Source organism: Gemmatimonadota bacterium (assembly GCA_041390125.1).
Classification (GTDB): Bacteria; Gemmatimonadota; Gemmatimonadetes; order Longimicrobiales; family Gaopeijiaceae; genus JAGQIF01.
Genome location: JAWKQN010000017.1, coordinates 1 through 12,536, shown reverse-complemented (window position 1 = coordinate 12,536; position 12,536 = coordinate 1). Strand labels below are relative to the sequence as shown.

Sequence of the window (12,536 nt, the reverse complement as noted above, 5' to 3'; positions counted from 1 at the left end):
TCCGCTCGGTCGTCGACCGACCCGGATCGGCGCATCATGTCCTACACCGCTGAGGACTGAACGTTCGGACGAGCCCTCATGATTGCTCGTACGCTGCGCGAAGCCATCGCTCCACGTCGGCGTCGACGTCGGATGCGGACTCGAGACGCACACGGTGGGAGACCATGGCATTGAAGGAGCCCGAAGCCTCCAAGCGCCCCTCTGCGGGGTGATCCTTCAGATTGAGACCCAGATCCACGCGGCTGCGGGTGGAGGGCTGCACCAGACCGAACTGCTTCGAGCGCCGCAGGCTCACATAGGTCTTCTTGGGGGCCAGCTCCACGTCGGGCCCCAAGCCCCGGACCACCTCGGCGATCCGGTCGTAGATCGGTCGCAGAGCCTCTTTGCCCTGATACTGGGCTTCCACCAGGTCGGGCTCGGCGTCGCCTGCCGTGTTTCCCTTCCGGTACTCGTGCACGATCAGGTTGGCGAAGCCGTGCCCGACGCCATGTTCCTTCTTGAGCCAGCCCACCAGCTCGCCGTGCTTCTCCAGGCCGGTTCGGGGGAGCAGGGCCATCCATTGTTGCAGGCTCTTTCCGGTCTTCTCCGGAAGGTTTGCGATCATCGTCGCAGCCTGTTCTTCGGGCGTCGCCATCGTTCAGGTCTCCTGGATGGGGGGCGCCTACCAGCCCTGCTGGTCGGCGTGGGCCCGCGTCGTCTTGGCGGGCAGCGCGAACGAGAACCAGCCCATGACGCGGTAGAGGATGCGCGTCTTGAGGGGGATGCTTCCCGTCTCCAGCTCGGACTTGAGCAGCGCCAGGATCTCCCTCCAGCCGGCTCCGGTCTTGTCGCGAGCCTCGTGCTCGGCGGCCCACCCGGAGTGGGTCACCGTGACCCGGCACCCTCCGGCCTCCTCCTCCAGCTCCCAGGTGACCAGGGTGGGTCCGCCCCCCCGCCACATGGTGAACCAGTAGGTGTGGGCGAAGCGCCGGGGTGGCTCCACCTCCACGACCTCGCCCACCACGAAGACCCGCTGCTTGTCGGGGCTGTAGAAGCGCAGCCGGCTTCCGGGCTCCAGGCTGCCCTCCAGCACGGTGTTGTAGAGCGCCCTCTGGATCTTCCCCGTCTTGGTGATCTCGTCCCAGACCTTCTGGACGGGCACCGCGATGTGGATGGACAGGACGTGGTCGGGGAACGTGGGTGCGTCGGTCATGGGACTCCGCGCGGTCAGGCGCCTTCGTCGGGGGGACGGCTCTCCAGGTCGTGCCGGAGGCCGACCAGCGCCTCCGTCCAGGGCTGCATGTAGCGCGACACCCAGCGATCGTAGATCTGCTGGATCGGGACGGGATTCAGATAGTTGTAGCGCTCGCGCCCCCGGCGGCGGGGGACGACCAGCTCCGCGTCTTCCAGCACCTTCAGGTGTTGCATCACCGCGAACCGGGAGAGGTCGGGGAAGCGCTCGGCCAGCTCGCCGGTGGTCCGCGGACCGTCGCCGAGGACGTCCAGGAGCGTCCGGCGCACGGGGTTGGCCAGGGCCTTCCAGACGGCCTCCAGCTCGGCTGCCCGCGGGGAGATCCCGCGTTGGGGTCGGGCCGAATCGGTCATATGTGATGATATCCTCACATTACGGCCCCGGCAAGGGGGCCGGCGTGCCGCCGGAGGTCCGCCGAAGGCGCCTGGCCGCTCGCCCGCCCCGGCCCCGCTTTTGCTTGCGGGACAACAGGATCCGCCCTACGCTGAAGGACTGAGCAACCCCCGGGGAGACGGCCCCACATGAAGAGATCCACCACCCCGTTCGTTGCGCTTTTCCTGCTGTCCGCCGTGGGCGGTTCCGGCGTGCTGGAGAGTGCCCTCCCGACCCCCCTGGCCGCGCAGACCGCAGCGCACGAGGCGGGCATCCACCCGGGTTCCGCCGCCCGCTATTCGCAGCTCCACGCCAGCGGTCCGCGAACGGCGCCCGAACTCGACGTCAACGAGGTCGTTCGCGGCACCTGCGTGCGCTGCCACAGCGAGCGCAGGATGTCCGGCAACCTGTCGCTCGAGGGCTTCGACCTGGGCGCTCCGACCGAACAGGCGGAGACCGCCGAGCGCATGATCCGCAAGCTGCGCGCGGGCATGATGCCGCCGCCGGGCACGGATCGTCCCGCCGGCGACACCATGCAGGTCCTGGTCGAGACCCTGGAGAGCACCATGGACCGCGTGGCCGCGGCCCAGCCGAATCCGGGGCGTCGCTCCTTCCAGCGCCTCAACCGGCCCGAATACGAGCAGGCCATCGACGATCTGCTCGGCCTCGAGGTGGACGCGTCGAACTGGCTGCCCCTCGACCAGATGAGCAGCAACTTCGACAACATCGCGGACGCACAGCAGCTCTCGCCCACGCTGCTCGAGTCGTATCTGAACGCCGCGTCCGAGATCAGCCGGATGGCCCTGGGCGATCCGGGCGCTCCGTCCGCCACGATCGTCTACAAGAACTCCGAATACCTGTCGCAGCACCCGTGGGACCACGTCGAGGGGGCACCCTACGGGACGCGCGGCGGTCTGGTCGCCGAGCACGTCTTCCCGGTGGACGGGGAGTACCAGTTCGAGATCACGTTCGCGTCCGGCGACAACGCCCGCTTCGAGGACGTCGACGTCTCGGTGGACGGGGAGCGCGTGGCGCTCGTCCCGTTCTCGCAGGACGTGACGGCGGCCGACGGACGCGGCGCCCCGCCCGTGCGGACCGAGCCCGTGCTCGTGCGCACCGGTCAACATCGTGTCTCGGCCGCGTTCGTGCGGCGCTTCGAGGGCCCGTACGAGGATCTGATCCGGCCGCACGACTGGTCCATGGCGGGCGGCGGCTCCGGCGGTCCGGGCATCACCACGCTCCCGCACATCAAGAGCGTGGGGGTGGTGGGACCCCTGGCGCGGACCGGCCTCTCCGAGTCCCAGACGCGTCAACGGATCTTCTCCTGTCGTCCGACGCCGACCCTGCCCGAGGAGGCCTGCGCCCGGCAGATCGTGCAGCGTCTCGCCACCAACGCGTTCCGCCGACCCGCCACGGACGAGGACGTGGACGGGCTGATGGGCTTCTATGCGCGGGGCGCGGAGCTGGGCGGCTTCGAGATGGGCGTCCGCACCGCTCTCGAGGCGGTCCTGTCCAGCCCCTTCTTCGTGCTGCGCCTGGAGCGGCAGCCCGAGAACGTCGAAGCGGGCGCGGTCTACCGCCTGAGCGACTGGGACCTGGCCTCGCGGCTTTCGTTCTTCCTGTGGGGCGCGCCCCCGGACGCGGAGCTCGAAGCCGCTGCCGCCGCGGGACGCCTGTCGGATCCGAAGGAGCTGGAGCAGCAGGCCCGCCGGATGCTGGAGGATCCGCGGGCCGACGCGCTCGGCACACGCTTCGCGGCCCAGTGGCTCCGTCTCCAGGACCTCTCCAAGGTCCACCCCGACCCGAACTTCTACCCGAACTTCGACGAGAACCTCGCGGACCTCATGCGCGAGGAGACCGTCACGTTCTTCAACCACCTCGTCCGCGACGATCGTAGCTTCTACGACCTGTTCACCGCGGACTACACGTTCGTCAACGAACGGTTGGCGCAGCACTACGGGTTCGCGGGCGTCTCGGGCTCCGACTTCCAGCGCGTGACCTATCCTGGCAACATGCGCCGCGGCGTGTTGGGTCACGGAAGCGTCCTGGTCCTCACCTCCCTCGCCAACCGGACCTCGCCCGTGTTGCGCGGCAAATGGGTGATGGAGGTCCTGCTGGGCGCGCCGCCGCCACCCCCGCCGCCGAACGTGCCTACGCTCGAGGAGACGGAGGGGACGCAGGAAGGGCGCATGCTCACCACGCGTGAGCGCATGGAGCTCCACCGGGCCAACCCGACGTGCAACTCGTGTCACCGCATGATGGACCCGATCGGGCTGGCGCTCGACAACTTCGACGTCACGGGCAAGGCGCGCCTGCGGGAGAACGGCATGCCGCTCGACACCCGCGGCGACTTCTACGACGGCACGCCCGTGTCGACGGCCCGCGAGCTGGCGGACGCCCTGCTGAAGCGACCGCTGCCCCTGGCCCGGAGCTTCACGGAGAACCTGATGGCCTACGCCCTGGCCCGTCGGGTGGAGTACTTCGACCAACCGCGCATCCGCGAGATCGTGCGGCAGGCCGAAGCGGATGACTTCCAAATCCGATCCTTCATCCTCGGCGTCGTCACCAGCGATGCGTTCCGGATGAAGACGGCGGCTCCGGTCGCCACGGAGATGGATGGCACGGAAAGCAACGCGCACAACCCACAGGACTGAGGAGAGGCGGACATGCACTTCATCACCGGGAAGCATATGCACCGGCGCACGTTCATCCGGGGTGTAGGGGCTTCGGTCGCGCTGCCTTTCCTGGACGCCATGAGCCCGGCCGGCCGGCTGCGGGCCTGGAATCGCGCCGCCGCGGCGCCCACCCGCCTCGTTTGCATCGAGGAGGTGCACGGGCTGGCGGGCTGCAACGACTTCGGCGCTTCGCGCTTCCTCTACGCACCCGCCACCACCGGCAGGGACTTCGAGATCCTGGACGAGAGCGCCCTGGCGCCCCTGCGCCCCTTCCAGGACTACCTGACCATCGTGAGCAACACGGACGTGCGGATGGCGGAGGCGTTCTCGCCGCCCGAGATCGGCGGAGACCACTTCCGCTCCAGCGCCGTGTTCCTGACGCAGTCGCACCCGAAGCAGACGCAGGGGTCGGACATCTACGCCGGCACCTCGCTGGACCAGATGTACGCGCATCGCTTCGGGCAGGACACGCCGCTGCCGTCCATGCAGTTCTGCATCGAGAACCTCGATCAGGCCGGCGGCTGCACGTACAACTACTCCTGCGCCTACACGGACTCCATCAGCTGGGCGTCGCCCACCGAGCCACTCCCCATGATCCGCGATCCGCGCGTCGCGTTCGACATGCTGTTCGGAGCCGGCGGCTCGGCCGAGGACCGCGCGCTCCGGCGCCGGGACCGCAAGAGCATCCTCGACTGGATCGCCGGCCAGGTGGCCCAGGTGCAGCGCGAGCTGGGCGCGGAGGATCGTCGACGGATGGACCAGTACCTGACGAACGTCCGCGAGATCGAGCGCCGGATCGAGATGACGGAGGCACACAACACCAGCGGTGAGGCGCGGGACATGCCTGAGGCCCCCGCCGGCGTGCCCGACTCCTTCACCGAGCACATGAGGCTCATGTTCGACCTGCAGGTGCTCGCGCTCGAGACCGACATGACGCGCGTGATCTCGTTCAAGACGGGTCGCGACTCCGACAACCGCGTCTTCCCGGAGAGCGGCTCCGACAAGCCGTTCCATCCCGCCTCCCACCACGGGAACAAGGAGGAGGCGATCCTGGAGTTCAACAAAATCTGCCAGTACCGCGTGGGTCAGGTCCCGTACTTCCTGGAGAAGCTCAAGAACACCACGGAGGAAGGGGTCCCGCTGCTGGACAAGACGGCGGTCATCTGGGGATCGCCAATGGCGGACGCCAACGTCCACAACCACCGGCGCTGCCCGTTGATGCTGCTCGGCAAGGCCAACGGCCGGCTCGAGGGCAACCTGCACTTGAAGGCGCCGGACGGAACGCCCATGGCCAACGCGATGCTCGCGCTGATGCACGAGCTCGGCATGGACGACATGGAGACCTTCGGGGACAGCACCGGCACCTTCTCGTTGGCGTCCCCGGCGGAAACGGCGGAGACCTGAGCATGGTCAGACGCACAGGCCCGCGGGGACGGCGCGTCCCCGCCATCCTGGTCCTGGGGCTCGCATTGCTGGCGGCGGGCCCGCCGGAGGCCCCGGTGGCCGACGCCGCGATGCGCGGGGACCGCGCGGCGGTGCTGGACCTGATCGCCCGCGGTGCAGACGTGAACACGGCCCAGGGAGACGGCATGACCGCGCTCCACTGGGCAGCCGACCGCGGCGACGCGGAGCTGGCGGACGTTCTGCTGGGAGCCGGCGCCGCAGCCGCACCGGTGACCCGGATCGGGCAGTACACGCCGCTACACATCGCGTCGGCGCGCGGGCACACGACGGTGGTCGAAGCGCTCCTGCGCGGCGGCGCCCCCCTGGAGGTCCGTACACAGCCCGGCGGGGCCACGCCATTGCATCTCGCGGCCGGCGCGGGGGATCCCGCTCTGCTGCAGGCGCTGCTCGACGCGGGCGCCGATCCCAACGCCCGCGAGGCGGAGTGGGAGCAGACGCCGCTGATCTTCGCCGCGGCCCGCAACCGGGCGGCCGCCATCCGCACGCTGATCGCCGCGGGCGCCGACCCCAACGCGACCAGCCGCGTGCTGGATGTGGTCAAGACGTACGAGGTCAACAAGGCCGCGGCCGAGCGCAAGGGAGAGATCCTCAAAGCGCTGCAGGGTGAGGATGCCGAGCGCCCCCCCACGCCCGCTCAACTGCGCGCCGCCATCCTGGCGGAGCGTGAGGTGCAGCGCACGGGGGAGGTCCCGGGGGCGGAGGACGCGGAGAAGGAGCGCGAGAACGACTTCGGCTTCCCGCAACGTATCGACAGCAAGGGCGGCATGACGCCGCTCCTGCACGCCGCCCGGCAGGGCCATCTCGAGGCTGTCGAGGCGCTCCTGGAGGGCGGGGCGGACATCGACGCGCAAGGCGCGGGGGACGGCACGACCGCGCTCCTCATGGCCGCGATCAATGGTCAGTTCGACGTCGCCCTGCTGCTCCTGGAGCGCGGGGCCGACCCCAACCTGGCCTCGACGCTCAACGGGGCCACGCCCCTGTTCGCCGCGATCAATGCGGAGTGGCAGCCACGCACGCGGTACCCGCAGCCGCAGGAGTTCGCCCTCCAGTCCGCCACCTATCTGGACGTGATGGAGGCCCTGCTGAAGGCGGGCGCGGATCCGGACGCGCGGCTCACCCGGCACCCGTGGTACATGGAGTACACGGGGTGCGGGAACCGCAACTGCGGGCTGGTGGACGCGGACGGCGCCACGGCGTTCTGGCGGGCCGCGTACGCGACGGACGTGCGGGCCATGCGCCTGCTCGTCGAGCATGGCGCGGATCCGGACATCCCCACCAAGGCCCCACCGCAGCGCGAGCGCCTCACGCCGGACGAGTTCCTCGCCCGGCAGCATCGGAACGAGCTCACCAACGAGTTCGACGAGCTCGACGACGAGGGCAAGCTGAAGCTGTTGGTCAGCGTGCGTGACGACCTCCCGGATTCGGTGCAGGCCCTGTATCCCGAGGACGCGATGGCCGAGCGCCTGGCCGACGTCCGGACCGAGCTGCTGGAACATGCCGAGCGCGCGGATTCGGCGAAGGCCAACGCGCCCGACGCGTCCGGGCTGCCGCCGGTGGAGCCGGGCGGGCCGGGCGTGTATCCGATCAACGCGGCGTCCGGCGCCGGCTACGGCGAGGGCTTCGCCGGGAACGCGCATCGACATGTGCCCGACGGATGGATGGCGGCGGTACGCTACCTGGTCGAAGAGCTCGGCGCCGACGTGAACCTGCGCGACCACGGAGGCTACACGGCGCTGCACAACGCGGCCTCACGCGGCGACAACGAGATGATCCAGTACCTGGTCGATCACGGGGGCGACGTCACCGCCGTCAGCCGGAAAGGCCAGACCACGGCCGACATGGCCAACGGTCCCGTCCAGCGCGTCTCTCCGTTCCCCGAGACGGTGGAGCTGCTCGAACGGCTGGGCTCGAAGAACAACCACAACTGCCTGTCCTGCTGACCGGCGGGGGCGTCCCGCTCCAACCTGAGGGCCCGGCGCTTCGGCGCCGGGCCCTTCGTGTTTCTCCGCACGGGGACCGGAACCGACCCCTGTCGGCCGGTGTCTCTCAGAAGCACCCTCCGGAGTCCGGTCCCCCGCTCCATCCCTGACCACGACCCCGGGCCCCCGCCGGTTCACGCGCGGAGAGCCCATGCACCGCCCCACCGTCCTTGCCGCCGTCCTGCTGACGGCCTGCGCCACCCCTGCACTGCCGCCGACCCCCAGCGAGCCACTCGCGCCGGACGCCATCGAACCGGCCGTCCGGATGGACACGGACGCCGAGCGCATCGTCGTGGAGCTCGGGCCGTTCGACGTTCCGGCGATGGAGATGGGACACGCCCACGAGACGTCGGGCATGGCGCACGGGAGCACCAGCCCGCTCATGCCGCTGGAATGGCCCGTCGACGGCTGGTTGCAGGGCTTCCAGGTGCGCCTGCTGGACCGGAACGGCCATCCCGTCCCGCGCGACGTCCTGCACCACCTGATCGGTGTGAACTTCGATCGCCGGCAGCTGGTCTATCCGGTCCCCGAGCGCTTCATGGGCATCGGCACCGAGACCGAGGACGTCCAGCTGCCGGAGTCGCTGGCCGTCCCCATGGAGCGCGGGCAGCGGCTCGGGCTGTACGCATCCTGGCACAACGACACGGGGGAGGACCTCGACGGGCTGTTCATCCAGGTCACGATGGACATCGCTCCCGAGCCGCGTGCCTCCAACGTGCGCGCCGTGCTGCCCGTGTACTTCGACACGAACAACGAGATCGGCGGGAGCAACGCCTTCGACCTCGCGCCGGGGCCCACCACCCGGGCGTGGGAGTTCACGGTCCCCGTGGACGGCGAGTTGCTGGCGGCGAGTGGGCACCTGCACGACTACGGCCGTTGGGTGCGGATCGAGGACGCGGAGACCGGCGAACCACTCTTCACGCTCGACGCCGAGCTCGACGAGGGTGGGCACATCCACTCGGTGGAGCAGCGGCTCTTCCGGAAGTGGCTCGGACTCCGGCCCGATCCCGTGCGCCTGGAGGCCGGCCACCGCTACCGCGTCGTGGGACACTACGAGAGCCCGCTGGACTCGACGCTCGTGCAGGGCGCCATGGCGCATGTGGTGGGGGTCTTCGCGCCGGACGACCTCGAGGCCTGGCCCGAGCTGGAGCGGGGCAGCACGAGCGTGGAGCAGGATCTGGCGGCACTGCCGCCGCCGCTCGAGCAGCGCGGACCGACGCTGCGGCGGTAGGGGATGCGCCGCCCGCGCAGGGCCCGTCTCCGCACTCCCGGGGCCGGCCCTCGTCGTTCTGGGGGAACGGGCTCCCCTGCGCTACGTATCCATGGGTAGACCGGCGCCGGCCGCCGTGTCCCCCACATCGAGCTCCCCGGTACCGGTCTGGACGCCACCAGCCCCTGCTACGGGAGCACGCGCATGAACACCACACCTTCGGGCCCGGCTCGGACGGCGGATCTCGCCTACGACTCGTTCTACTCGGCGGCCATCGGCGGCTCGGTCGTCGCGCTGTTCTTCCTCGCCCTCGACAGCCTGCGCGGGGACCCGCTCTTCACGCCCTCGCTGTTGGGGAGCGTGATCGTCGGCGGGATGGACGCGCAAAGCGTCTCGACGGTCCGGCTCGACATGGTCGCCTACTACAGCATCCTGCACTTCGGGGTGTTCGGCCTGCTCGGGTTCGGTCTGGCCCTGCTGTTGGACCGACTGGACGGGGCCGCTCGCAAAGCGTCCGTCTCCGGTTTCCTCTGCGCCCTCGTGATCGAGGTCGTCGGAAGCGGCGGGCTGCTCCTGATCGCGCCCGCTGCGGTAGGTCGCATCGGGCTCGGGTGGGTTCTGCTGGCGAACGCGCTGACGGGCGCGGCCATGGGCCTGTTCCTGGCACGCGCCCACGAGCCGGGCACCCGCGCGGTGGAGAACCAGGTCCCGGTGACCGGAGGCGGCCGGGTGTAGGAACTCGAGGATCGGATGGGAGCATCCGGGCCCGGCGGGAGAGACCCGCCGGGCCTCGTTGCCCAGGGCGGCCGGCGCGGCGGGGCGTCGGCGCGGCCGATGGGGTTGTGAGACCGGCTCCGCGTGGAGGCTATTCGGCCCGCAACACCTCCGCAGGATCGACGCGGGTGGCGCGAACCGCCGGGACCCAGGCGGCCACCGCCGCCACGGCCAGGATCACGGCAGCGGCGGTCGCGAGCGCCCGCGGGTCGCGCGGCTCGAGCTCGTAGAGCAACGCGCCCACGTAGCCCGCACCCGCCATCGCGACCGCTCCACCCACCATCGCTCCCAGGCCCGCCAGCTTCACGCCGTCCAAGAGCACCGAGCGCCGGAGTCGCCGCAGCCCCGCGCCCAGCGCGATGCGGATGCCGAGCTCGCGACGTCTGCGCTCCACAGCGACGGCGAGGACGCCGTACACACCCAGCGCTGCCAGGAGTGTCGCCAGACTGGCGAGGGTCGTCATGATGGCCACGAGGAAGCGAGGAATGCCCTCCTCCTCCGCCAACGCCTCCTCCGCCGTGCGCACCGACCAGATCCACTGCTCCGGATCCAACTCACGTAGCGTCTCACGGAAAAGGGGCGGCAGGCGTGCGGGATCGCCCGCAGTGCGCATGCGGAACTCGGCATATCCGCCCGTCTTCGCCGGATCCGCGGGCAGGAGGTATTGATACGGGCCGGAGCGCTGATCCCGTCCCATGAGACGCAGCTCCGGCACGACGCCGACCACCGTCCACCACGCGCCTTCCGCACCGAGGCGAAACCGGCGCCCCACGGGATCACCCTGACCCCAGAGGAAGCGGGCCAAGTCAGCGTCGACGACGGCGTGGTCCGTGCCGGCATCCGCTGTCACGAATCCACGGCCGCTCACGGGCGCGATACCCAGTACGTTGAGGAAGTCCTCCTGGACGGCTGCAAATGGGACGAGCTCGGGCTGGTCTTCCCGGACGCGCCGTCCCTCCGCTTCCAAGGGGTCCCCGAACGCGAAGCCGCTGGATGACACGACTGTCACGCCGCCGATCTCCGGCCGGGCCTCCAGCGCGTCTTCCAGCCGACGGAGGAGATCCGCGCGCGCGGCGTCCGTCTCGTAGCGCGTCGGCGAAAGCATCAGACGAGCCTCGGCAATCCGCTCCGTCTCGAACCCTGGATCCACCGCGAGGAGCCGCACGCGCGCCACCAGAACAGCCAGCGCGCCGGACGCCAGGCCCAGAAGGAGTCCTTCCGCCAAGAGCAGCCGGAACAGCGCGCCGCGCGTCCCTCCCAGGGCCGTACGCACAGCCAGCTCTCGGGTGCGCGTGGTGGCACGTACGAGAACGAGGTTGACGGCACTCACCAGGCCCATGACCAGAAGCGCGAGCGTGGTCCCGAAGAGGACCCACAGGGCCTGGCGCGTTTCGGCCCCCGCATTCAACGCATCGATGGGGCGGAGTCGCACGCCCCAGGGGTTGGGAAGCGGCTGCTGCTCCTCCAACGCCGCGGTGCGTGCGTCCAGACGCGACTGCTGCACCGCCAGTGGGACGCCTTCGGGAAGCAGGCCCCACAGGGCCTGGACTCCGCGTGCGGACCGATCGAGGTAGGAAAGATCGGAGCGCAGGACCGCCCACATCTGCCGCTCGTCCCCGTAGCTCGGGAACCGCAGCCCGCTCCCGACCACGCCGACCACCGCCGCCGGGCCCGTCTCCAGCCGGATGGTGCGACCGATGAGCGAGGAGTCGGCTCCCGTGCGACGCCAATACGCCTCCGTGAGCAGCACCACGTCCGGCGCGCCGGGCACCGCATCCTGCTCGGTGAATCCGCGCCCCGCCACCACGGGGATGCCCAGCTCGCGCTCGGTCCCCGGCGTCACGGTGACGACCGAGAGCGCCTCCGGCTCCAGGCCATCCAGGCGGACGACCTGGTCGGAACCCCACCCGACCAGCCCGTCGAAGACGTCTTTGCCCTCGGTTAGCCAATAGCGCGCCTGTGCAGCGTGTTGCCCCTGTGTGGCGGCGCCGCTCGGCGTGGTCGCATTCAAATAGACCCAGCGCTCCGCGTGGCGGTACGCGAGCGGGCGCAGCAACAGCGCGTCCAGCACCGCGAACGCGGACGCCGCGGCCCCGATCCCGAGCGCCAGGCTGAGCACCACGGCCCCGGCGAAGGTGGGCGCGCGCGCGAGGGACCGAGCGGCGAGGCGCAGGTCCCGCAGGAAGCCCCGACCCCAGGCGCCAAGCGGACCGCCGCGTCCGCGGCGGATGGCCTCGAGCGCCGCGCGAACCCCGGCCGGATCTCCGAATCGGCGGCGCGCTTCCGCTTCCGCCTCCGGCGGATCCCAGCCGCTCCGGATCAGCGCGTCGGCGCGCTCCCGGATGTGGTGCGCGATCTCGTCGTCGAAGTCGCGGTCCGGAGGCTGAGGAGGCGGCGTCATGATCCCGCCTCCGGAGCCATCACCTTGTCCATCAGGGCGGCGTAGCGCGCCCACTGCACGCGCTCTCGCGCCAGCTCTTTCCGCCCGGCCGCCGTGAGGGTGTAGTACTTGGCCCGGCGCCCCTTCTCGGAGATCCCCCAATCCCCCCGGATCAGTCCGCGCTTCTCCAGCCGGTGCAGCGCAGGATAGAGTGCCCCCTCCTCGACCAGGAGCTGGCCGTCGGTCTGTGTCTCCAGCCAGGACAGCACCTCGAACCCGTGCATGCGCCCACCCTGTTCGAGAGCGCTCAGCGCCAGGGACGTCACGGTTCCGGGAAGGACCGACAGGGCGGGACGGGGCATTGGAGCCTCCTCGACGTCAGGAACTCCCTCGAGAGTATTGACCTAAGTTATTTAGGTCAACAACCTCGTCCCGGATCGCCGATCCCACG

10 protein-coding genes are annotated in these 12,536 nt (G+C 70.3%); 5 read left to right on the top strand and 5 right to left on the bottom strand.

All coding sequences use genetic code 11. The features are described 5' to 3' along the window. Nucleotides 1-76 precede the first annotated feature (76 nt). The 3 genes from R3E98_17490 to R3E98_17480 are packed head-to-tail and all read right to left on the bottom strand — an operon-like array spanning nt 77 to nt 1,584. On the bottom strand, nt 77-634 hold the full coding sequence (locus R3E98_17490; protein MEZ4425195.1) for a DUF4287 domain-containing protein: 558 nt from the start codon (nt 632-634) through the stop codon (nt 77-79). A gap of 27 nt (nt 635-661) precedes the next feature. Next, nucleotides 662-1,192 carry an SRPBCC domain-containing protein gene (locus tag R3E98_17485; GenBank protein MEZ4425194.1) on the bottom strand — a complete coding sequence of 177 codons (531 nt, stop codon included), beginning with the start codon at nt 1,190-1,192 and terminating at the stop codon, nt 662-664. A 14-nt stretch (nt 1,193-1,206) separates the two neighbouring features. After that, entirely contained in the window at nt 1,207-1,584 is a 378-nt protein-coding gene (locus R3E98_17480; protein MEZ4425193.1) for a metalloregulator ArsR/SmtB family transcription factor, read from the bottom strand. Between the two features lie 168 nt (nt 1,585-1,752). On the opposite strand from R3E98_17480, the gene R3E98_17475 reads away from it, so the two are divergent. The 5 genes from R3E98_17475 to R3E98_17455 all read left to right on the top strand — a co-directional run bounded on the left by R3E98_17475 (nt 1,753) and on the right by R3E98_17455 (nt 9,666). Further along, nucleotides 1,753-4,257 (top strand): DUF1592 domain-containing protein, encoded by a 2,505-nt coding sequence (locus tag R3E98_17475; GenBank protein MEZ4425192.1) that lies wholly within the window; start codon nt 1,753-1,755, stop codon nt 4,255-4,257. A 12-nt stretch (nt 4,258-4,269) separates the two neighbouring features. Then, nucleotides 4,270-5,682 (top strand): DUF1552 domain-containing protein, encoded by a 1,413-nt coding sequence (locus tag R3E98_17470; protein ID MEZ4425191.1) that lies wholly within the window; start codon nt 4,270-4,272, stop codon nt 5,680-5,682. Nucleotides 5,683-5,684: 2 nt separating this feature from the next. Continuing rightward, nucleotides 5,685-7,682, top strand: coding sequence for an ankyrin repeat domain-containing protein (locus R3E98_17465; GenBank protein MEZ4425190.1), 1,998 nt, complete (start codon nt 5,685-5,687; stop codon nt 7,680-7,682). A gap of 190 nt (nt 7,683-7,872) precedes the next feature. Then, a complete protein-coding gene (locus R3E98_17460) occupies nt 7,873-8,952 on the top strand; it encodes a hypothetical protein (protein ID MEZ4425189.1) in 1,080 nt (359 codons plus the stop codon). Nucleotides 8,953-9,135: 183 nt separating this feature from the next. Next, complete coding sequence (locus R3E98_17455; protein ID MEZ4425188.1) at nt 9,136-9,666, top strand: hypothetical protein; 531 nt, start codon at nt 9,136-9,138, stop codon at nt 9,664-9,666. Between the two features lie 130 nt (nt 9,667-9,796). Here R3E98_17455 and R3E98_17450 read toward each other — a convergent pair whose 3' ends face one another. Together R3E98_17450 and R3E98_17445 are read right to left on the bottom strand one after the other, a co-directional pair. Next, the gene (locus R3E98_17450; GenBank protein MEZ4425187.1) at nt 9,797-12,106 is read right to left on the bottom strand and encodes an ABC transporter permease; all 2,310 of its coding nucleotides are present in this window, start codon (nt 12,104-12,106) and stop codon (nt 9,797-9,799) included. After that, on the bottom strand, nt 12,103-12,447 hold the full coding sequence (locus R3E98_17445) for a PadR family transcriptional regulator (protein MEZ4425186.1): 345 nt from the start codon (nt 12,445-12,447) through the stop codon (nt 12,103-12,105). The genes R3E98_17450 and R3E98_17445 overlap by 4 nt, the downstream gene beginning before the upstream one ends. Nucleotides 12,448-12,536 lie beyond the last annotated feature (89 nt).

Excerpts from the sequence above, each read along its gene's own strand:
- R3E98_17465 (MEZ4425190.1), top strand. The coding sequence starts at position 5,685 with ATGGTCAGACGCACAGGCCCGCGGGGACGGCGCGTCCCCGCCATCCTG.
- R3E98_17485 (MEZ4425194.1), bottom strand. The coding sequence starts at position 1,192 with ATGACCGACGCACCCACGTTCCCCGACCACGTCCTGTCCATCCACATC.
- R3E98_17490 (MEZ4425195.1), bottom strand. The coding sequence starts at position 634 with ATGGCGACGCCCGAAGAACAGGCTGCGACGATGATCGCAAACCTTCCG.
- R3E98_17480 (MEZ4425193.1), bottom strand. The coding sequence starts at position 1,584 with ATGACCGATTCGGCCCGACCCCAACGCGGGATCTCCCCGCGGGCAGCC.
- R3E98_17475 (MEZ4425192.1), top strand. The coding sequence starts at position 1,753 with ATGAAGAGATCCACCACCCCGTTCGTTGCGCTTTTCCTGCTGTCCGCC.
- R3E98_17455 (MEZ4425188.1), top strand. The coding sequence starts at position 9,136 with ATGAACACCACACCTTCGGGCCCGGCTCGGACGGCGGATCTCGCCTAC.
- R3E98_17470 (MEZ4425191.1), top strand. The coding sequence starts at position 4,270 with ATGCACTTCATCACCGGGAAGCATATGCACCGGCGCACGTTCATCCGG.
- R3E98_17460 (MEZ4425189.1), top strand. The coding sequence starts at position 7,873 with ATGCACCGCCCCACCGTCCTTGCCGCCGTCCTGCTGACGGCCTGCGCC.
- R3E98_17445 (MEZ4425186.1), bottom strand. The coding sequence starts at position 12,447 with ATGCCCCGTCCCGCCCTGTCGGTCCTTCCCGGAACCGTGACGTCCCTG.
- R3E98_17450 (MEZ4425187.1), bottom strand. The coding sequence starts at position 12,106 with ATGACGCCGCCTCCTCAGCCTCCGGACCGCGACTTCGACGACGAGATC.